At 68.1% G+C, this 20140-nt stretch carries 16 protein-coding genes; 11 read left to right on the forward strand and 5 right to left on the reverse strand.

Going from position 1 to position 20140, the window contains the following annotated elements; all coding sequences use genetic code 11:
* Positions 1–50: 50 nt before the first annotated feature.
* Genes wecB through GT355_RS00940 form a run of 4 tightly spaced genes read left to right on the forward strand, consistent with a single transcriptional unit; the run spans position 51 to position 4703 of the window.
* Positions 51–1166, forward strand: coding sequence for a non-hydrolyzing UDP-N-acetylglucosamine 2-epimerase (wecB, locus tag GT355_RS00925; protein WP_160132762.1), 1116 nt, complete (start codon positions 51–53; stop codon positions 1164–1166).
* The gene (locus GT355_RS00930) at positions 1163–2437 is read left to right on the forward strand and encodes a nucleotide sugar dehydrogenase (protein ID WP_160132763.1); all 1275 of its coding nucleotides are present in this window, start codon (positions 1163–1165) and stop codon (positions 2435–2437) included. The genes wecB and GT355_RS00930 overlap by 4 nt, the downstream gene beginning before the upstream one ends.
* Positions 2434–3531 (forward strand): DUF354 domain-containing protein, encoded by a 1098-nt coding sequence (locus GT355_RS00935; RefSeq protein WP_160132764.1) that lies wholly within the window; start codon positions 2434–2436, stop codon positions 3529–3531. Before GT355_RS00930 ends, GT355_RS00935 begins: the two co-directional genes overlap by 4 nt.
* Positions 3528–4703 (forward strand): prenyltransferase/squalene oxidase repeat-containing protein, encoded by a 1176-nt coding sequence (locus GT355_RS00940; RefSeq protein ID WP_160132765.1) that lies wholly within the window; start codon positions 3528–3530, stop codon positions 4701–4703. Before GT355_RS00935 ends, GT355_RS00940 begins: the two co-directional genes overlap by 4 nt.
* A 6-nt stretch (positions 4704–4709) precedes the next feature.
* Here the strand turns inward: GT355_RS00940 and GT355_RS00945 are convergent, their stop codons facing one another.
* Positions 4710–6113 carry a sulfatase gene (locus tag GT355_RS00945; protein ID WP_160132766.1) on the reverse strand — a complete coding sequence of 468 codons (1404 nt, stop codon included), beginning with the start codon at positions 6111–6113 and terminating at the stop codon, positions 4710–4712.
* Positions 6114–6271: 158 nt separating this feature from the next.
* On the opposite strand from GT355_RS00945, the gene GT355_RS00950 reads away from it, so the two are divergent.
* Genes GT355_RS00950 through GT355_RS00965 form a run of 4 tightly spaced genes read left to right on the forward strand, consistent with a single transcriptional unit; the run spans position 6272 to position 12348 of the window.
* Positions 6272–8308 carry a hypothetical protein gene (locus tag GT355_RS00950; RefSeq protein WP_160132767.1) on the forward strand — a complete coding sequence of 679 codons (2037 nt, stop codon included), beginning with the start codon at positions 6272–6274 and terminating at the stop codon, positions 8306–8308.
* A 60-nt stretch (positions 8309–8368) separates the two neighbouring features.
* The gene (locus GT355_RS00955; RefSeq protein WP_160132768.1) at positions 8369–9952 is read left to right on the forward strand and encodes an alkaline phosphatase family protein; all 1584 of its coding nucleotides are present in this window, start codon (positions 8369–8371) and stop codon (positions 9950–9952) included.
* Complete coding sequence (locus tag GT355_RS00960) at positions 9949–11052, forward strand: glycosyltransferase family 4 protein (protein ID WP_160132769.1); 1104 nt, start codon at positions 9949–9951, stop codon at positions 11050–11052. Before GT355_RS00955 ends, GT355_RS00960 begins: the two co-directional genes overlap by 4 nt.
* A 36-nt stretch (positions 11053–11088) precedes the next feature.
* Positions 11089–12348: a glycosyltransferase family 4 protein gene (locus GT355_RS00965; protein WP_160132770.1), complete on the forward strand. Its 1260-nt coding sequence runs from the start codon at positions 11089–11091 to the stop codon at positions 12346–12348.
* On the opposite strand, the gene GT355_RS00970 is transcribed toward GT355_RS00965, so the two are convergent.
* Positions 12267–14057, reverse strand: a complete 1791-nt coding sequence (locus GT355_RS00970) for a class I SAM-dependent methyltransferase (RefSeq protein WP_160132771.1) — start codon at positions 14055–14057, stop codon at positions 12267–12269. The genes GT355_RS00965 and GT355_RS00970 overlap by 82 nt on opposite strands.
* Before the next feature lie 52 nt (positions 14058–14109).
* Here GT355_RS00970 and GT355_RS00975 point away from each other — a divergent pair, with 52 nt between their 5' ends.
* Both GT355_RS00975 and GT355_RS00980 read left to right on the forward strand, forming a co-directional pair.
* The gene (locus GT355_RS00975; protein ID WP_160132772.1) at positions 14110–15006 is read left to right on the forward strand and encodes a glycosyltransferase family 2 protein; all 897 of its coding nucleotides are present in this window, start codon (positions 14110–14112) and stop codon (positions 15004–15006) included.
* Positions 15007–15064: 58 nt separating this feature from the next.
* Entirely contained in the window at positions 15065–15565 is a 501-nt protein-coding gene (locus tag GT355_RS00980) for a cupin domain-containing protein (RefSeq protein ID WP_160132773.1), read from the forward strand.
* A gap of 15 nt (positions 15566–15580) precedes the next feature.
* On the opposite strand, the gene GT355_RS00985 is transcribed toward GT355_RS00980, so the two are convergent.
* Positions 15581–16510 carry a glycosyltransferase family 2 protein gene (locus tag GT355_RS00985; protein WP_160132774.1) on the reverse strand — a complete coding sequence of 310 codons (930 nt, stop codon included), beginning with the start codon at positions 16508–16510 and terminating at the stop codon, positions 15581–15583.
* Positions 16511–16641: 131 nt separating this feature from the next.
* Between GT355_RS00985 and GT355_RS00990 the strand changes: the two genes are divergently transcribed.
* Positions 16642–17892 carry a glycosyltransferase family 4 protein gene (locus tag GT355_RS00990; protein WP_192927938.1) on the forward strand — a complete coding sequence of 417 codons (1251 nt, stop codon included), beginning with the start codon at positions 16642–16644 and terminating at the stop codon, positions 17890–17892.
* Between the two features lie 11 nt (positions 17893–17903).
* Here GT355_RS00990 and GT355_RS00995 read toward each other — a convergent pair whose 3' ends face one another.
* A complete protein-coding gene (locus GT355_RS00995; RefSeq protein WP_160132776.1) occupies positions 17904–19091 on the reverse strand; it encodes an ABC transporter ATP-binding protein in 1188 nt (395 codons plus the stop codon).
* 61 nt (positions 19092–19152) lie between these two features.
* The gene (locus GT355_RS01000; RefSeq protein ID WP_160132777.1) at positions 19153–20115 is read right to left on the reverse strand and encodes a carbohydrate ABC transporter permease; all 963 of its coding nucleotides are present in this window, start codon (positions 20113–20115) and stop codon (positions 19153–19155) included.
* Positions 20116–20140 lie beyond the last annotated feature (25 nt).

Below are 20140 nucleotides of genomic sequence, written 5' to 3' on the forward strand. Positions count from 1 at the left end.
CAGTTCACACACCATCGACCGTCGACGGCGGGGAGGGAGGACGTTCGGCGATGAGCGGGACCGCCGTGACGATAGTTCTCGGTACCCGTCCGGAGATCATCAAGCTCGCACCCGTGATCGACGCCTGCGAGGAGCGCGGGGTCGGCTACTCCGTGGTCCACACCGGCCAGCACTACTCCGAGGAGCTCGACGCGGTGTTCTTCGACCAGCTCGAACTCCCCACGCCGGACCACAACCTCGCGGTCGGCTCCGGTTCGCACAGCGCCCAGACCGGCGCGATGATCCGCGAGATCGAATCGGTGTTCCTCGACGAGGAACCCGAGGTCGTGCTGGTCCAGGGCGACACCAACACCGTGCTCGCGGGTTCGATCGCCGCGAGCAAGCTCGACTGCGAACTCGGTCACGTCGAGGCCGGCCTCCGGAGCTTCGACCGCGAGATGCCAGAGGAGGTCAACCGGGTGCTCGCCGACCACGCCGCCGACTACCTCTTCTGTCCGACCGACCAGGCCGCGCGCTACCTCCGCGAGGAGGGCGTCCCCGTCGACCGGATCGAGGTCACCGGCAACACCATCGTGGACTCGGTCATCGGCTACCGCGACCTCGCGGCCGAGAAGAGCGCGGTGCTCGCCGAGAACGACCTCACGGCCGGCGAGTTCTGTCTCCTGACCGCCCACCGCGCCGAGAACGTCGACGACCGGGCTCGGTTTTCGAGCCTCCTCGACGGCGTGGCGGGCTTCGCCAGCGAATCGGATTTCGACGTCGTCTACCCGATCCACCCACGGGCGCGCGAGCGCCTCGACGAGTTCGACATCGACCTCCCGTCGGCGATCACGACGATCGAACCCCAGGACTTCCTGGATTTCCTCCGGCTCGAAAGCACCGCCCGGCTCGTCTTCACGGACTCGGGCGGGGTGCAGGAGGAGGCGTGTATCCTCGGGACGCCGTGTGTCACCCTGCGCGACAACACCGAACGCCCCGAGACGGTCGACGTCGGTGCGAACCGCGTCGTCGGGGTCGGCCCCGACGCCATCGCGGCGGGCGCGCGTGAGGCGCTCGACGCCGGCACCGACTGGGAGAACCCCTTCGGCGACGGCCGCGCCGCCGACCGGATCCTCGACCTCGTGGGGGTCGGACCGGCGGCGTCGGTCGGGGAGGTCTCGGGATGAACTCGGTCTGTGTACACGGCCTCGGCTACATCGGGCTGCCGACCGCCGCGATGCTCGCGGACGCGGGTCACGACGTCACCGGCTACGACGTGAACGCCGAACTGCTCGATCGACTCGCCGCCGGCGACGTACCCGTCGACGAACCCGGTCTCGATACGTTCATCGAGGAGGCGCTCGACGGCTCGCTTTCGGTCTCCGCGGAGGCGGTCGCCGCCGACTACCACCTGATCTGCGTTCCGACCCCGCTCGACGGGGCGCGCGCGGACCTCTCGTACGTCGAGGCGGCCGCCGAAACCGTCGCGGGCGTCCTCCGAGCGGACGACACCGTGGTGCTCGAATCCACCGTGCCGCCGGGCACCACGACCGAGGTCGTCGGCCCGATCCTCGAGAATTCGGGGCTCGACGTGGGCGAGTTCTCGCTCGCGTACTCGCCCGAGACCATGCTGCCGGGCAACGTGGTCGCCGAACTCCGCGGGAACGACCGTGCGGTCGGCGGCGTCGACGAGCGGGCGGTCGAGCGCACGACCGAACTCTACGGCTCGTTCGTGGAGGGCGAACTCCGAACCACGACCAACCCGACCCTCTGTGAGTTCGTCAAGCTGATCCAGAACACGTACCGGGACGTGAACATCGCGCTCGCCAACGAGATCGCGATGGTGGCGGCGGACTACGGGCTCGACTCGCGCGAGGCGATCGCGCTCGCGAACCACCACCCGCGGGTGGACCTCCACCAGCCGGGGCCCGGCGTCGGCGGGCACTGCATCCCGATCGACCCGCTGTTCCTCGGCCAGCACTCCGAGCGCCTCGACCTGATCGAGCGCGCCCGGGCGATCAACGACGGGATGGCCGACTACGTCACCGACCTCGTGGCGGCGGGCGTGGGTTCGCTCGCGGGCTCGACGGTCGCGGTGCTCGGGGTGGCCTACAAGGGCAACGTCGCGGACGCCCGCGAGAGCCCCGGCCTTCGCCTCGCGGAGGTGCTTCAGACGCGGGCACGGGCGGCGACCGCACCCGGGGGCGACGACGAGCCCTCGGTCGACGTCAGACTCACCGACCCACACGTCACCGACCAGCGCTTCGCGCTCTCGCCGCTCGACGACGCGCTGGACGGGGCCGACGCCGTCGTCATCGCCACCGACCACGACGAGTACGCAGCGCTCGACCCGACCGACGTCGCCAGCCGGCTCGCCGGCGACGTCGTCGTGGACACGAAGGGCCTCCTCGACGCCGACGAATGGGAGGCGGCCGGATTGAGGGTCGTCGAACTATGAGCGGACGGACCCGAACCGAGGCCGGAGCCACCGCCCGAACCGAACTCGTTCGGGCGTGGATCGACCTCGTGAGTCCCTCGCACCCGTTCTTCTTCGACGCGCTCGTCGGCGGGCTCGACGGGATCTCGGTGACGACGACCGTCCGCGAGAAGACCGAGACCGTCTCGCTCGCGAAGGAGGTCGGCTTCGACCACCGGGTCGTCGGTCGGGACTTCGACAACGCCCTCGTGCGGAAGTTCGGCATCCCGCTCCGGACCGCCCAGCTCGCGCTGCAAGCCCCCGACTGCGACGTCTCGCTTTCCTCCCGCAACGCGATGTGCATCCTCGCCTCGAAGGCGCGGGGTACCCCTTCGATACACTTCACCGACAACGACATCACCGCGCACATCGACGGGCTCTGGGTCGAGGAGCTCTACAACCGCTTCGAGGCCGCCGCGACCCACAACGTGGTACCGCAAGCGTTCGCCACCGAAGAACTCACCCGATGGGGGGCCGACGCCGACTCCGTGCACACCTACGACGGCTACAAGGAGGACGTCTACGTCGCGGGCTTCGAGCCCGACCCCGACTTCCCCGACCGGCTGCCGTTCGCGCCGGGCGAGTACATCGTGCTCCGCCCGGAGGCGTTGACGGCGGCCTACGTCGACGCCGACTCGATCGTCCCCCAGCTCCTCGCGGCCGCCGTCGACCACGACATCGGCGTGGTCTACCTCCCGCGGGGCCGCGGCGACGAGGGTCACGCCGGCGCGTACCCCGACGACGAGGTGTTCGTCCCGCAGGGCGCGGTCAACGGGCTCCAGCTCGCCTGGCACGCCCGGTGTGTCCTCACCGGCTCGGGCACCATGTCGCGCGAGGCCGCCTGTATGGAGAAACCCGCCGTCTCCTTCTTCCCGAACACGCTGCTCTCGGTCGACCAGGAGCTCGTCGCCGACGGCCGGATCTTCCACTCGCGCGACCCCGAGGCGATCATCGACCACGTCGCGTCGCTCGACGAGTCGGACATCGACCCCGACCGCGAGCGCGCCCACGCGGTGCGCGAGGAGGTCATCGACCTCACGAACGACCTGATAGACTCGTGTTGTGGTCGCCGATGAACCGGACCGACCTCGACGTGGCGGCGGTCGCCGACCGCGCGCTCGACTGGGCGCACGACCGCGAGTACGCCGGCTGGGACCCCTACGACGGGCTCAACAGTCCGTACTCCGACACGCTCGTCGACAACTGGTTCACACGACTGGTCTGGACGCACAGCGTGAACCTCTCGCCGGTCAACCTCCGACCGGCGCTGTCGATCCCGAAGGAACGAAACCCGAAGGGGATGGCGCTGTTCGCGCTCGCCAACCTCCACCGCTACGAGGCCACCGACGACGAGTCGTACCTCGACCGCGCGGAGTGGCTGCTCGACTGGCTCGCCGAGTACCAGTCGACCCGGTTCGACCTCCCGTGCTGGGGTTACAACTTCCCCTGGCAGAACGCCCGGAAGTTCCACCTCCCGGCCTACTGGCCCTCGGTGGTCGTGACGGTGTTCGCCGCCCAGGCGTTCGTGCGACACCACCGGATCACGGGCGACGACCGCTCGTTGACGGTCGCGGAGGGGGCCTGTGAATTCATCCGCACCGAGATCAACACCGTCGAGATCGACGGCTTCGACGCCTACACCTACTCCACCGACGACGAGTTCGTGGTGATAAACGTCAACGCGCTCGCGGCCCGGCTGTTCGCGATGGTGGCGGCCGAGAACGGCTCCGAGGACCTCATGGCGCGTGCCGACGCCCTCGTGACGTTCGTCGAGTCGGCCCAGGAGGACAGCGGCGCGTGGCACTACTCGATGCCGGCCGCCGACTCCCACATCAGCCACGACAACTTCCACACCGGCTTCGTGCTCGAATCCCTCCGACACTACCTCGACTCGGGCGGCGACGTCGCGGGTGCGGAGGCGAGCTACGAGCGCGGGCTCGAGTTCTACCGCGAGCACCTCTTCGAACCCGACGGCGCGCCGAAGTTCGAACACGAGACCTCGAAACCCTACGACGCCCACGCCGCCGCCCAGGCGGTCGTGACCTTCGTCACCGACGGTCGGCCCGAGAGCCGCGAGACGGCTCGCTCGGTCATCGAGTGGTCGATCGAGAACCTCTACGACGAGGACGGCTACTTCTATCGCCGCCGTGGGCGCGTGCTCGACGACGAGACGCCCTACATCCGCTGGAGTCAGGCGTGGATGTGCTTCGCGCTCGCCGCCACGGCAAATCTCGACCCCGAATCGTAGGCGGAGTCAGTCCACGAGGTAGCCGAGGTCCGCGAGCTGGTCGCGCATCGCGTCGCTGAACTTCCCCTCGCGTTCGCCGCTGTAGGCCGGCTGGCCGTCCGTTTCGAGGATCGCATCGAGTTCGTCGTCGAGGTCCGCTGCCACCTCGGGGTGGTCGTCGTCGACGTCCTCGCACTCGTCGGGGAGGGCGAAGAGCTCGGTCCGGTCGTCGCTCTTCTGGTACTTGAACTCGTCCGTGCGGAGCGCGCTCAGGGTCGAAGTGTGGTAGGGCGTGGGGTCGAAGTCGGGGTTGAGCTCCGCGAACCTATCGAGGTTCTTCCGGGTGCGCTTCGCGCCGCGCTGGGTGAGGGTGTGCTCGCGGGTCTCCTCGCGGAGGTCGATCCCGTGGAGGCCCTCGGTCCCGGCGTCCGCGACTTCACAGAGGGTTCGCATCACGTCGGCGTGCTGGACGCTTTCGCCCTCGTGGTCGACGAGTTCGTCGAACCCGTGGGTCACCAGCGGGACGTGGGTCACGGCGTCGTCGGTGACGACGAGGTGGGCCAGCATGCCCTGCTCGCCGAAGAGCTCGCCGTGGTCGGCCGTCACCACGAAGACGGTGTTGTCGAGCCGCGTCACGTGCTCGAAGAGGTCGCCGACGAGTTCGTCGGTGTGGGCGATCTCGGCGTCGTAGAGCGCGTGGAGCGCGTTCCACTCGTCGTCGTCGAGCGGGCAGCCGTCGGCGATCAGCTGGTGGAAGTTGGCGTGGTGGTACTGGCCGAGTTCGAGCGCCTCGTCCACGCTCATCTCGAAGTCGTCGGCGTAGGGTTCGAGGTAGCGCCGCGGCGGCTGGTAGGGGTGGTGGGGGTCGCCGTAGTGGGCGTAGAGGAAGAACGGGTCGTCGTCCTCGGCGGCGGCGTCGACCCGCCGCTTCGCCATCTCGTTCATGATGAAACCGGTGCCGTGCTTTCTGGTGTCGGTGGTGAGACCGGGGCCGTGTCGCCGGCAGTTCCGGAGGTACTTGAACAGGATCCGGGGGCCGGCGGCTTCGAGGAGGGTGTCGGCGCTGAGCCAGACGAACTCGTCGAAGCCGCGGTCGAGCTCCGTCGCCGAGCTCAGGTGGGAGTTCGGCGAGAGACACGCGGTGTGATAGCCAGCCGCCGAGAGGCGTTCGGGCACCGTCTCGACCTCGTCGGGGATCGCGTCGTTCGCCATCCCCGCGCCGTGGTGAGTCGGGACGGTACCGGTGAGTATCGACGCGCTGGAGGCGAGCGTCCAGATCCCGTGGGTGTGACAGTTGTCGAACGCACGCCCGCGCTTCCCGCGGGCGATCCGGTCGATGTTCGGGGTCGTATCGCGCGAGTACCCCCCCATCGTGGTGTGGTCGGCCCGAGTGCTTTCGAGGGTTATCCAGACGACGTTCGGGCGCTGCATACTGAGGTCCCTTCACGATTCCGTGGCTTAGGCATCACGGTCCGTCGAGCCTCGTGCGAACACCTCCCACGACGTTCCCGAACGGAAACCGTTTATAACGACCGCCCGAGAGACCGTGTATCCCACACGCCGCGGCACGGCGTGACCTCCACACACAGATGAGTACGCTCACGAAAGCCGTCCCACGGAATCGCGGCCGGAAGCTCGCGCTCGTGGTCGGCTACCTCGCGCTCGCGGGCGGCGTGCTGTTCGCCTACGACGAGCCCACCACCGGCTACGAGGTTTCGATCTACGGTGCGACACCCTGGGGCTTCTGGCTCGGCGTCGGTATCGCGCTCCTCATCGGCGTGGTCGTCACCCTCTACGTCTCGGAGGGCTACGTCAACCTCGCGGGGCTCTTCCTCGCGGGCGGCTCGATGGTCTCGATCGCGGCGCTCCCGCTGATACGGAGTTACTACTACTACGGCTCCGCCGACGGCATGACCCACCTCGGGTGGACGAAGGACCTCTACAACGGCTCGATGAGCATCTTCGGCGACTTCTACCCCGGCGTCCACACCATCGGATTGTTCGTCAGCGGCGTCCTCGGCACCCCGGTCACCCGGTCACTGCTGATCGGGGTGTTGCTGTTCGTCGTCGCCTACGTCGTGTTCATCCCGCTGTGTATTCGCTCGATGACCTCCCATCGGGGTGCGATGGTGCTCGGCGGCCTCACGGGACTCCTCATCCTGCCGATCAACCACTTCGGGACGAACTACATGACCCCGCACCCGATCAGCGACACCATCCTTCTGACGCCGGTCGTGCTCTATCTCCTGATCAACTACCTCACGAGCCCGACCGACGTCTTCGAGACCCGGCTGCCGGTTTCGGCCGCCGGCGGGGCGTTCGCGCTGATACTCAGTGCGCTCGTGCTCTATCATCCCCAGCAGGCCGCGAACCTCATCATCCTCTTCATCACCATCTCGGGGGTCCAGTTCGTCTATCGAACCCTCCGACCGAACAGCCGGATCGCCGAGCACAAACCGCTCTACGCACCGACGGCCTACCTGATCGGGGCGTCGATGCTGTGGTCACTGGGCCGGAGCCGATTCGAGGGTTCGGTGAACGCGGTGCTCAGAGAGCTGTTCAGCTTCCTCTCCGGTGGAGCGACGAACCTCGGCTCGACGACCGCGAGCCAGGGAAGCTCGCTCACCCAGGCCGGCGGCAGCATCCCCGAACTCTTCCTCAAGCTCTTCGGGGTGAGCATGGTCTTCGCGGCGCTCGCGGGCCTCCTGATGCTCACGAGCCTCTTCGGACGGCTCCGCGACGCCCCCGACACCTCGGCGCTCGTGAAGTACTTCACCATCGGACTGGTGGTCCTCATCCCCTACTCGCTGGTCTTCTACATCGGGAGCGTCTCCGAGCTCTTCTTCCGGAACGTGGGGCTGATCATGGTGATCTCGACGATCCTCGGGACCATCGCCCTCTATCGGTACATCACCGGTCTCTCGGAGGTGGTCCCCGGCGGCGGTGTCCGTGTGGTGACGGTCGTGGTCATCGTGGTCATGCTCGTGCTCTCGATCGCGGTGATATTCCCCTCCCCCTACCTCTTCATTCCGAACGACCAGGTCACCGAGGGTCGGATAGACGGGTACGAGTACACGTTCTCCCACGCCGGACCCAACGCCTCAGTCTATGGGGTGCGAGAGGGTCCCTGGCGCGTGAGCCACGGCCTCTACGGTGTCGAGGGGAACGACGAGGCCGACGACATCCGCTACAGCGGTTCGACGATCAACATCAGCAACGCCAGCACCGTCACCACCCCGAGTTCGGACGTCAGATACCTCGCGGTGACGGGTGCCGCCCGCGAACGCGAGGTCGAGGTGTACAACGGGATCCGCTACAACGAGACGGCCTTCGACCGGCTCGAAGGCACACCTGGCGTCAGCCTCGTCATGAGCAACGGCGAGCTCGACCTCTACCGGCTCGCCAACAGCACGGACTCCCCCGCCGTGACCAACGCGACGGGGCCCACGAACACCACCGCAGGACCCGCAGCCGGGGCCAACGGAACGACATCGGGCGCGAACGCGACGAACGGCTCGGTGTTCGGCAACGCGTCCGCCTCGGTCGCCCCGTCGACGAGCCCCGCCGTTCGGTCGGTCGGCTCCGGCACCGACCCGGGGGGCTTCCCCGCGGGTCGGGGTTCGTGAGCGGGCGAATGAAAACGGTAATGAGCGTCACGACAGGAGTGAGTGCATCGTGATCCAGCCATGACCGACGGCACCACACCCGACCGCGCGCTCGTTCTCGGGCTCGATGGCGTGCCGTTCGAACGTCTCCGCGGATGGGCTGAGGCGGGCGAGCTACCGAACGTCGCGGCGCTGTTCGAGGCGGGCGCGGCCGGCCCGCTCGCGAGCACCAAACCCGCGAACACCGCGCTCGCGTGGCCCTCTATCGCCACCGGCACCTGGCCCGACAAACACGGCGTCTACGCCTTCTACAAGCTCGGCACCAACTACCGCCACCGGGTCAACACCGGGGCCGACGTCTCCCGGCCCGCGCTCTGGGAGATGGTCTCCCCGTCCACGGCGGTCAACGTCCCGATGACCTACCCCGCGAGCGAGATCGACGGCCGGATGGTGACCGGGATGATGACCCCCTCGCGCGACGAGGGGTTCACCTATCCGCCGGAGCTCGCCGACGAGATCGACCGGGTCTCGCCCGACTACGAGATCGGGCTCGACTGGAACGAGTACAAGGACCGACCCGACGAGTTCCCCGCGGCGCTCGAAGCGCTGGTGAACGCCCGCCGCACGTACATGAACCACGCGCTCGACGAGGACTGGCGGTTGTTCTTCTTCGTCTACACCGCCCCCGACCGCCTCCAGCACCTCCTCTGGGAGGAGGACGTCCTGCTCGCTCACTACAAACTCCTCGACGAGGTCATCGGCGACGCCCGCGAGTACGCCCGCGAAAACGACCTCACGCTGTTCGTGGTCTCGGACCACGGCTTCGGCCCCATCGACAAGAACGTCCACGTCAACCGGTTGCTGGCGAACGAGGGCTACCTCACCCCGAAGGACGAGACCGCGAGCCGGAGCACCCTCTCGCGGGTCGGGCTCACCAAGGAGCGCGTCCTCGGCACCCTCGACGACCTCGGCATCGACACCAACCGCCTCGCGAAGCGGCTCCCGCAGCCGCTCGTCGACCGGCTTGCGGCCGGCATCCCGGGCGACAACGTCCGCTACGACGTCGACTACACCCGAACCAAAGCCTTCGTCCACGCCCAGGGGACCCTCTACATCAACGACACCGAGCGCTTCGACCAGGGGGTCGTCGAACCCAGCGAGGTCGACGCGCTCAAAGCCGAACTGGTCGACGTGCTCACGAGTTTCCGTGGCGACGACGGCGAGCAGGTGCTCGACGTCCACGACGGCGACGACCTCTTCCCGACCGACCCGAAATCGCCCGACCTCGTGGTCGAACCCCGCGAGGGCTACTACGTCAAGCCCTCGCTCGCGCCCGAGGTCTTCTCGGACCCCGGTGCTCACGCCGCCGACCACCGCCCCGACGGTATCTTCTTCGCCGACGGGCCGGACGTCGAACCCGGTAGCACACCCGAGAACGCCAGCGTGGTCGACGTCGCGCCGACGGTGCTCCACGCGATGGGCGAGTCGGTGCCCGCCGACACCGACGGGCGGGTGCTCGACGAGCTGTTCGCGTCGGGCTCGCCGACCGCCGAACGGGCCGTCACGACGACGAACTACGCGGGGTCGGGTGGACAGCGGGGCACCGACGACGACGACTTCAGCGACGTCGAGGAGCGACTCCGCGGGCTCGGCTACGTGGAATGAGGGGCCGCGAAACCCGGCTCCTCGTCGTCGGTCGCCACGGTCCCGGCGGGATCGGCCAGTACATCAAGGAGCAGCGTCGCCACCTCGCGGGCGAGGTCCGGATCTCCTCGCACCGGAGCGGCGCGTTCGACACGGCGGGGGTGCTGGCGTTCATCCGCTCGCTCCTCCGGATCGTCTGGAACGCGGTGAGCTACACCGCCCGATCGCCACCCGACGTCGTCCACGTCCACTCCTCGCACCGGTTCTCGTTCTACCGGGCGGGCTTCTACGTGCTGTTCTCGAAACACGTCTGGGGCTGTCCGGTGGTGCTCCACATCCACGGTTCGTCGTTCGACACCTTCGTCGCCACCGAGAACCCGCTCGTCCGGTGGTATCAGTCGATAGTCTACGACGCCGCCGACGAGATAATCGTGCTGTCGGCGTACTGGCGCGAGACCCTCGCGGCCCACACCGACCCCACCAAACTCGTGGTGCTGGCGAACGCCGTCGACTCCGAGAACTACGTCCCGGCGTTCGACGGCGGCAGCCCACACATCGTCGCGATATCGAACCAGCTCCGCCGGAAGGGCATCGCCGAACTCGCCAACGCGATCGACCAGCTCACCGACCGCGACCTCGACTTTCGGGTGTCGCTGGCGGGGAAGGGTGCCCTCTCGAACCACTCCGAACGCCTCGCGGCGGCCAACCCGAACGTCGAGTACTTCGGGTTCGTCTCGGAGGAACGAAAGCACGAGCTCCTCGGGTCGGGGTCGATCTTCGTGCTGCCCTCCCACGCCGAGGGACTGCCGATCGCGATCCTCGAAGCCATGGCGGCGGGCAACGCCATCGTCTCGACCACCGTGGGCGCGATCCCGGAGGTGATCGGGGAGGAGAACGGCGTTCTGGTCGCCCCACGCGACGCAGACGCGCTCGCCGAGGCGCTCGCCGAGCTCATCGCCGACCCCGAACGGACCGCCGCGATGGGACGGACGAACCGCGCCACCGTCGAGGAGCGCTACGAGTGGGCGACCGTCACCGAGGACCTCCTCGGGATCTACGACCGGCTGCTCGCCGACCCCGCCGACCACAAGAGCGAAGCCGAGCGGGTGCGTGAGGACTGACATTAACACCGTCCGCACGCGGGGAGGTCTGTAGCGATGCACGTCTGTCTGCTCACGGCGGGTCGCTACCCGCCGAACGGTCGGGTCCGACGCCACACCGAGGCGCTCCACCGGGCGGGCCACGCCGTGACGGTCTGTGCCCGTGGCGTGGACGAACCGGACCACGAACTCCGCGGCGGGATCGACATCGAGCGGGTCGCCGACGACTCGCTCTACACCGGCGCTCGTGGGGTGCTCGACGGCGTGCGCTACGCGCTCCAGTTCGTCCACCCCGCGTGGATTCGTGCCGCGAGCGCGGTGGACGACGAGGAGGAGATCGACGTCGTCTGTGTCTTCGACCTCTCGCTCGTGAAGACCGGGCTGGCGCTCGGCGAGCGGTTCGACGTCCCCGCCGTCTGTGACCTCCCCGGCCCGACGGCCGCGGTCGCCAGCGACCCGTCCCGCGGCGGGCGGCTTCGCGGGGTCGCGCGCCGTGTCTTCCAGCCGCGGTGGCGACGCGGTCGGCTCGTGAAGCGCCTCACCGACGCCGACTGGCTCGTCACGACCTGCGAGGAGGCCCGTGCGGCGTACGTTCGCGAGCGGGACGTCGACCCTCGGAAGCTATCGGTGGCCCGGGACACCGTCGCGCCGAGCGAGGCCGACCCCGCGACCGTATCCGAAGTCCGGGAGGAGCTGGGATTCGAGGAAGACGCGTTCGTCGTCGCCGCGCTCGCGGAGGGCTCGTCACGGGACTCCCTCGAAACCCTCGTCGAGGCCGCGGCGCGCGCCGCGGACGAGGCGGTCTCGCTTCGCGTGGTGGTCGTCGGCGATCCTGGAGAAGAGACGCTCGACGACCTCGAAACCCTCGCCCGGCGACGCCTCGCCGGGGGTCGGATCCGATTCCGGACGGAGGGTGACCTGACCGACTACGTCGCCGCGAGCGACGCGTGTGTGTTCCCGTCGGCACCGATCGGGCCCGAGACCGCGGTTCCGGCGGCGCTCTACGAGGCGATGGCGGCCGGCGTGCCGGTCGTCGCGCCCGACACGCCGCCGATCCGACGCGTGCTCGCCGAGACCGAGGCCGGCCGCGTCGTCGACGACGGAACGGGCCCGCTCGCCGATGCGCTCGTCGCGCTCGCCGACACCGAAACCCGGGCCGAAATCGGGGCGAACGGTCGGCACGCGGCCGGGACCGCCTACGACCCGGCGATCGATGCGGCGCGGCTCCAGCGGGGTTACGAGTGGGTTCGGGCGCGACCCGAGAGCGACCCCGCGAGCAGGTTCGTGAGCGCCATCACGTACGAGCCGACCTCGTAGGAGCCCTTGTAGTTCTGGTCGGGGACGTCGAGCCGGCCGTCGGTCGTGAGGAACCGAAGGGGAACCCCGATACCGCTCGTCTCCACGAGATCGCCCCGAGCGCTCTCGCCGTAGACCCACGCCATCGCACGGGCGACCGCGTGGTCGAAGTCGCGCTCGCCGCCCGCCGCGGCGTACTCCGCGACCGCGTTGACGAAGAAGGTCTGGTGACAGGAGTAGAGGAAGTCCCAGTGGGGCGGCCGGAAGCCGAGACGTTTGGTGGCGGCTCGGCGGGCGCGCTGGGCGGCCGGCACGTCCTCCCAGACGAACGCGCCGTCCGGGCGCATCCGCTCTTTCACTGTGCGTTCGAGCACCCGTCCGACGTTCTCGACGTAGCCCGTCTGGCCGGCGACGTCGGCCGCGCGGGCGAGCCCCCAGCAGACGTACATCTGGTTCTGGTGGCGGCGGGTGGTGTGGTTCTCGAAGACGAAGACCCCGTGGCCGGTGAGCCGGTCGTTTAGCTCCCAGACCGCGTCCGAGAGCGCCTCGTGTACGGTTGGGTCGTCGTCGCGCTCGGCGAGAAACGACCAGCCGTAGGCCAGCAGACCGTCCTCGGCGTGCGAGAAGTCGAACCGCTCGCGAGCGTGTTCGAAGAGGTCGCGTGCGACCGCGAGCCGGTCCCCGTCGAAGACGTCGTCGGCGAGCGCGAACGCGCAGGTCAGGGGGCCGATCCCGTAACTCGGCATCTCGTCGAGCGCCACCCCGATCTTCTCCTCGAAGTACGCGAGCGCGCGCCGGAGCTGCTCGTCGTAGCGTTCGTCGCCGATGGGTGAGGTGCGCCACTGGAGCGCGCCCATCAGCGCGAACGGCGCGTAGCGCCACTGCACGCCGTCGTCGCGCGACCACGCGAAGTCTCCTGGTCGAACTCCCTCGCCGACGAGGTCGTACTCCAGTCCGCGAACGAACTTCCCTTCCTTCGGGTCCCAGAAGCCGTTCTCCGTCGCGGGCCGAAACAGCGATTCGAGGCCGTCGTCGAGGTATCTCTGATACGTGAGCGGTTCGGCGGTGAGCACGAGGTAGGAGGCCAGGTCCTGACGATCGAGGCGGGTGAGCTCGTCGCTCGCCCGCTCCGCGAACTCGACGAACGGCTCCTGATACTCCTCGGGAAGTCGATTGAGCCCCATGTGGACGTAGTAGGGGTACTGAAAGACCGAATCCGTGGCCGAAAGCCGCCAGTCGGGCGCGACCAGCGAGTGTGCCTCGGCGGGGTCGTAGTAGCGGTTCTCCGTCCAATCGTTGACGGCGTAGGGCGAGCGCGGCGTCGGCACCGAGAAGGTGAACCGGCCATCAGGACGGAGCACGCGGTGGACCTCGGCGGTGAGGCCCTCGACGTCGAGAAACCGCCAGTCGTACGGTCCGATCGATATCGCGGCGTCGAACGCGTCGCGCTCGAACGGGAGGTCTGGGTTCTCGGGGTCCGCGGTGTGGAACTCGACGTCGTCCTCGACGACCTCCCTCGCGTACTCGCTCGCGGCGGGCGAGAAATCGACGCGCGCGACCGACTCGGCCTCGATCCCGCCGGTGACGCGTGCCTCGCTCGCGAGGTCGAGTACCCGCGCCCCGTCGAGGCGGGCGAGGGCGCGCCGGCGCTCCTCGTCGCGGAGGGACTGCATGATCGGGCTGGTCGGGGGCTGTGACACCCACTTCCGGAGGGTGGCGTCGCGGGGCATGGCCGTGGTGCTCTCCCGGCACACATTTACCTACTCCTTCGCTCCTCCCGGTATGACCGCCGCGGACCGACTGGTTTCGGTCGTGATACCCACCTACTTCCGCAACGACCGGCTCTCGGGAGCCATCGAGAGCGTCGCCGACCAGGACCACCCCACCGAGACCATCGTGGTCGACGACTCCGGCGAGGGCCACGCCGCGGAGGTGGTCGAAGCCCACGACGTGACCTCCGTCGAACTCGACGAGAACCTCGGGTCGAACCCCGCTCGGAGCGTCGGCGCGGACCGTGCTTCCGGCGAATTCGTCCAGTTCCTCGACGACGACGACCGCGTGTTGCCCGGGAAGTTCGCCCGGCAGGTCGACCTCCTCGAACGCACGGGCGCGGGCGTGGCCTACTGCGGGATGACCTACGAGACTGGTACTACTATCCTCCCGGATCCCGCCGTCCGCGGCGACGTCCTCCACCGCGCGCTCGAATTCGACGTCTCGCCGTGTCTGACTTCGACGATGCTCGTTTCTCGGGACGCGCTCGACGACGTGCTCCCGTTCCCCGACCGGCCGGGCGGCGACGACCTCGGGTTCATGATCGACCTCGCGCGCGAGCACGACTTCGAGTTCGTCGACGACTCGCTGGTGCGGCGGGGCGTCATCGAGGGCTCCAGGGGGAAATCCGACGGTCTCATCCGCGGCCGGAAGGAGATAATTCGGGAGTACGACGACCTCTATCGCGCCGCCCCGCCGTCCGTCCGCGCCAACGCGCTCGCCAACACTTATCGACTTCAGGGCCGGACGGAACTTCGAGAAGCCGAGTGGTCGGCGGCGACGGTCAAGGCGTTCGCGCTGGCGTGCTATCACGCACCATCGGTCCGAACCGCTATCCCACTGGGCGCGTCGCTGTTCGGTCGCCCGGGGATGGACGCCATGCAACGGGTCTACTCGCTCCTCGGATGAGCTTCGGGGCTATCGTGCCACGACGAACCCTTTTGCCCGTGCCTTGAAATCGCGAGTCATGGAACGAACGTCGATTCGGGACGTCGAGGCCTCACGTACCGAAACCGGTGTCGACCGGCGGCGGATCGGGGACACACTCGAAACGACCGACGTCGCGGTCAATCGCTACGTTCTCGAACCGGGCGAGCGGTTCGCCGAGTCGCTCCACGCCCACATGGACCAAGAGGAGGTGTTCGTGGTCCTCGACGGCACGGCCACCTTCGAGACGCGGCGGTCCGGGGCCGGAACGAGTCGAGCGGTAACCGTGAGCGCGGGCGAGGTGATCCGATTCGAACCCGGCGAGTTTCAGTCCGGACGAAACGATTCGAGGGACCGAGTCACGGCGCTCGCGCTCGGTGCGCCACGCGAAACCGATGATATCCGGATCGCGCGGATCCCCGGTGTCGGCGAGATAGCCTGTCCCGACTGTGGCCGCGGTGATATGCGAATCCCGGATACTGGCACCGACCTCGTCTGTCCTGACTGCGGCGGCGAACTCGTGGTCGAAGAAGAGACCTAATCGATCCCCATCGAATCACTCGTCTGCGGACGCCCGCCAGTTCATGGCGAGGTCGCGCGCCTTCCGCGCGGTCCCGAGCGCGCGCTGGCCCAGGACCGCGAAGAGGATGATGAAGGCGCTCTCGCTCGAAAACTCGTAGCCGAGCGCCCGGCGGGCGAACCCGACGGCGTGGCGGCGTTCGCCGCGCGAGAGCGCGACGCGGGCGCGTGCCCGACACTGCTTCTCGCGGAGCCGCCGTTCGACGTCCGGATACTTCTCGATCTCGTCGTGGTACTTCTCCCAGATCAGTCGGTTGACTTCGACACCGTGGGTCGGCTGCTGGGAGATGTTGTCGGTGTGGAAGATCCGCTCGACGAGGCGTTCGTCGACGTACTCGAATTCGTATTCTTTGGCAAGTCGGATGCAGTGGTCCCAGTCCACCCCACGAGGGAAGTCCGGATCGAACCCCCCGAGATCGAAACACTCGGCCCGGAGCATGTGGCTCGAATGAGGGTGGAGGCCGAAGCGCGCGATCACGTCGGGGTAGATGTCCCCGCGCCGCTCGGGGTCGTAGACCTTGACCACCGAGTCGCCCTGGCGGACGACCCCGCCGGTGTAGACGACCCCGCAGCGGTCGCTCGCGCGCTCGAATCGTGCCAGTTGTTTCTCGACCTTCGTCTCGTGCCAGCGGTCGTCGTCGTTGAGCACGCAGACGAACTCGCCGTCGGCGACCTCGGCGGCGCGGTTCATGCTCGCGGAGATCCCCCGGTTCGCCTCGTTGTGGCGGACCCGCACCCGGTCGTCGTCGGCGTAGGCCGCGAGCCGTTCCCTCGTCCCGTCGGTCGAGCCGTCGTCGACGATCACGACCTCACACTCCTCGTGGGTCTGCTCCAGCACCGTCTCGATCGCGCCGTCGAGGTAGCCCGCACGGTTGTACGTGGGGAGGATCGCGGAGACGAGCGTCATATCCGACCCACTCCACCGGCCCGGATAAATGACGCCATGGGCGATGCGGATCACAAAGCGCATGACGGGTGGTCGAGAACGCCCCGTGTGACGAGCCGACAACCCGCCATGCCGCGACCGTCGAGGTAGTCGTGCACATCTGTATGCTCCTCCCGGAACGGTTTCCGCCCGATATCCGCGTCGAGAAGGAAGCCGCCGCGTTGACCCGCGCCGGCCACTCGATCACCCTGTTGTGTCGTGGCGACGCGAGCCAGCCGACCTTCGACCGCGTCGACGGTATCGACGTCGAACGCCTCCCCGCGAACGGGCTGTTCGACGGGATGTCGGGGCTGTTCGACGGCGTACGCTACGTCTCCACGCAGGTCCACCCGGCGTGGAAGCGGGCGGTGCTGGCCGTCGACGCCGGTCGCCCGATCGACGCCATCCACGTCCACGACCTGCCGCTGGTTCGAACCGGCCTCGTCTGTGGCGAACGCCTGGACGTGCCGGTGGTCGCGGACCTCCACGAGAACTACCCCGAGGCCGCCCGCCAGATCCAGCGGATGCGCGGCTGGCGCGAGATCGCCCGCGACCACGAGGCACTCTTCCAGCGCGTGTTCCTCTCGCCGTGGCGGCTGAAACGCGCCGAGCGCCACGCCGTCGAGAACGCCGACCGGGTGCTCACCGTCTGTGAGGAGGCCCGTGCCCACTACCTCCGGGACTGCGGCGGGGACCCCGAACGGGTCGACGTGGTCTCGAACACCGTCGACCGCACTGCCTTCGACCCCGAGACCGCGACCGTCCCGGACCTGCCGTTCGACCCGGACGAGTCGTTCGTGGTCTCCTACATCGGGAACTTCACCGAACACCGCGGGCTCGACAGCCTGATCGAGGGGTTCGCGCGGCTGGTCGAAACCACGCCCGACGCCGAACTCCTGCTCGTCGGGACGGGCAACGCACGCTACGTCGCGCGGCTGAAATCGCTCGCCGCCTCGCTCGGCGTTCGCGACCGGGTTCGGTTCACCGGCTGGGTCCCGTTCGACGACGTCCCGGGCTACGTCGCCGCGAGCGACGTCTGTGTCGTGCCCCACGCCTCGACGCCACACACCGAAACCACGGTGCCCCACAAGCTCTTCCAGGCGATGGCGATGGGGGTTCCGGTGCTGGTGAGCGACGTCGCGCCGCTCGCGCGGGTCGTCACCCGAACCGAGAGCGGGCTGGTCGCCCCTGCCGGCGACGGCCCGGCGATGGGCGAGGCGCTGGTCGACCTCACCGATGTCGACCTCGCACACGAACTCGGGGCGAACGGACGGCGGGCCACCGAGCACGAGTACAACTGGGAGCGTGACGGCGCGCATCTCCGGTCGGTCTACGACGAGCTTCGACCGTCGGCGGAAGAATAGGGCTGCGGCGGTTAGACCTGCGGTTCGACGAGTTCGGCGTTTTCGAGGCTCCGATTCCGGAGCGCCCGTCCGGTGTCGGAATCGAAGAGGTGGATCGCCTCCTCGGGGATCCGTGCGACCGCGGGCTGGCCCGCCTCGACGTGGCGAAGCCCGCCGATGGTGGCCACGAAGGTTCGGGATTCGCCCTCGATGTCGGCTTCGTCGAGGTCGAGTTCGGTTGTGTCGCCCTCCGTCCCCTCGAACGCGAGGTAGACGTTGTTCCCGCTGCCGACCGGTTCGACGACGTCCACCACGGTTCGGAAGTCGTGGTCGCCGTCGACTGTGTCGACGAGTTCGATGTCCTCGGGGCGGATCCCGAGCGTGACGTGGCCGGTGCCGCCGAGTTTCTCCTGCACGTCCTCGGTGAGCGGGTACTCGAAGTTGTCGTGGACGAGCCGGTCGTTCTGGAACTCGGTCTCGAAGAAGTTCATCGAGGGCTCGCCGACGAAGCTCGCCACGAACTGGTTCGCGGGCTCGTGGTAGGCTTCGAGGGGCGTCGCGACCTGCTGGAGCTTCCCGTCGTTCAGGATCGCGACCCGGTCGCCCATCGTCATCGCCTCGGTCTGGTCGTGGGTGACGTAGACGGTCGTCACGCCGAGGTCCTCTTGGATACGCTGGAGTTCGGTCCGCATTTGGGCGCGGAGTTTGGCGTCGAGGTTCGAGAGCGGCTCGTCCATCAGGAAGACGGAGGGGTCGCGAACGATCGCGCGCCCGAGCGCGACGCGCTGTTGCTGGCCGCCCGAAAGTTCGCCGGGTTTGCGGTCGAGGAGGTCGCCGATACCCATCATGTGGGCGGCGTCCTCGACGCGCTCCCTGATCTCGTCGTCCGGGAGGTCGGTCGACTCCTCCAGCCCGAAGCTCATGTTCTCCCGCACGGTCATGTGGGGGTAGAGCGCGTAGGACTGGAACACCATCGCGATGTCGCGGTCGGCCGGCTTTCGGTTGTTGATGGCCGCGCCATCGAGGCTGATGGTTCCCTCGGTCACCGATTCGAGCCCCGCGATCATCCGGAGGGTCGTGCTCTTCCCACAGCCCGAGGGGCCGACGAGGACGATGAACTCGCCGTCGTCGATGTCTATCGAGGCCTCGTCGACCGCGACGATGTCGTCGCCGCCGTCGTTGAAGCGTTTCGTCACGTCCGTAAGCGTCAGTTTCGCCATCTGTGTTCTCCTTGGTGGTCGTTTATCGGTGGTCGTCTTGTGTGTGTGGTCGTCTCCACGGTCATGTTTGCCCCGCGACGCCCTGTGCGAACTGGTCGCCGAAGACGATGAACACCAGCAGCGTCGGGAGCGCGGTGAGGAACGCACCGGCCATCCGGAGGCCGAAGTTGATGCTCTCCATGCTCGCGCCGATACCCACAAGCGAGAGCGTGACGGGCGCGGAGGGCCCGCCCGCCCCGCCGATCAGGATCAGCGCGAACAGGAGGTCGTTCCAGATCTGGGTGAACTGGAAGATCAACACCACGGCGAACATCGGCCCCGACAGCGGCATCACCACGCGCCGGTAGATCCGGGAGACGCTCGCGCCGTCGAGCCGCGCGGCCTCTATCATCTCGTTGGAGAGGCCCATGTAGTATCCCCGGAACAGGACCGTGCAGATCGGGACGCCGTAGGCCGCGTGGGTCACGATCAGCTCGATGATGTCGGCGTGGTACGGTTCGAGCAACGGTAGCGCCCACAGTGGCGAGAGCAGGCTCTCCAAATCGACCATCGACCAGAACTGCGACAGCGGTACGAGGACGGCCTGGTAGGGGATGAACACGCCCGCCACGAACAACATCAGGATCGGGAGCTGGCCGCGCCAGCTCAACTGCGTGAGGCCGTAGGCTGCGATCGACCCGAGCGCCGCACACAGGATCGTCGCGGGGATGGTCAACAGCGCGCTGTTGACCATGCTCGGGCCGAGCAGGTCAATGGCGTTGCGCCAGTTCTCGAGCGTGAACCCGTCAGCCCCCGGTGGGAGGTACGGTGCGGTGTTCGCGACTGATTCGGTGGTCTTGAACGAGGTCACGATACCCGCCTCGATCGGAACGAGGAAGTAGATCGTAATCACCGCGAGTACGGCGTAGAGCGCGATCCGCCACCCATCGAGGTCGCCGAAGGAGCCGCCCGAACTGGAATCTCCGTTCGAGCCCGACTCCGCGGTGGCGACGCCGCCGTCGGTCATCACCTGGTCGTCAGTCATCGATACACCCTACCTGCGATATCGT

Source organism: Halococcus salsus, from assembly GCF_009900715.1.
Taxonomy (GTDB): domain Archaea; phylum Halobacteriota; class Halobacteria; order Halobacteriales; family Halococcaceae; genus Halococcus; species Halococcus salsus.

Bases quoted from the DNA above. Each gene is read 5' to 3' on its own strand.
- wecB (WP_160132762.1), top strand. From the start codon at position 51: ATGAGCGGGACCGCCGTGACGATAGTTCTCGGTACCCGTCCGGAGATC.
- GT355_RS00930 (WP_160132763.1), top strand. From the start codon at position 1,163: ATGAACTCGGTCTGTGTACACGGCCTCGGCTACATCGGGCTGCCGACC.
- GT355_RS00935 (WP_160132764.1), top strand. From the start codon at position 2,434: ATGAGCGGACGGACCCGAACCGAGGCCGGAGCCACCGCCCGAACCGAA.
- GT355_RS00940 (WP_160132765.1), top strand. From the start codon at position 3,528: ATGAACCGGACCGACCTCGACGTGGCGGCGGTCGCCGACCGCGCGCTC.
- GT355_RS00945 (WP_160132766.1), bottom strand. From the start codon at position 6,113: ATGCAGCGCCCGAACGTCGTCTGGATAACCCTCGAAAGCACTCGGGCC.
- GT355_RS00950 (WP_160132767.1), top strand. From the start codon at position 6,272: ATGAGTACGCTCACGAAAGCCGTCCCACGGAATCGCGGCCGGAAGCTC.
- GT355_RS00955 (WP_160132768.1), top strand. From the start codon at position 8,369: ATGACCGACGGCACCACACCCGACCGCGCGCTCGTTCTCGGGCTCGAT.
- GT355_RS00960 (WP_160132769.1), top strand. From the start codon at position 9,949: ATGAGGGGCCGCGAAACCCGGCTCCTCGTCGTCGGTCGCCACGGTCCC.
- GT355_RS00965 (WP_160132770.1), top strand. From the start codon at position 11,089: ATGCACGTCTGTCTGCTCACGGCGGGTCGCTACCCGCCGAACGGTCGG.
- GT355_RS00970 (WP_160132771.1), bottom strand. From the start codon at position 14,057: ATGCCCCGCGACGCCACCCTCCGGAAGTGGGTGTCACAGCCCCCGACC.
- GT355_RS00975 (WP_160132772.1), top strand. From the start codon at position 14,110: ATGACCGCCGCGGACCGACTGGTTTCGGTCGTGATACCCACCTACTTC.
- GT355_RS00980 (WP_160132773.1), top strand. From the start codon at position 15,065: ATGGAACGAACGTCGATTCGGGACGTCGAGGCCTCACGTACCGAAACC.
- GT355_RS00985 (WP_160132774.1), bottom strand. From the start codon at position 16,510: ATGACGCTCGTCTCCGCGATCCTCCCCACGTACAACCGTGCGGGCTAC.
- GT355_RS00995 (WP_160132776.1), bottom strand. From the start codon at position 19,091: ATGGCGAAACTGACGCTTACGGACGTGACGAAACGCTTCAACGACGGC.
- GT355_RS01000 (WP_160132777.1), bottom strand. From the start codon at position 20,115: ATGACTGACGACCAGGTGATGACCGACGGCGGCGTCGCCACCGCGGAG.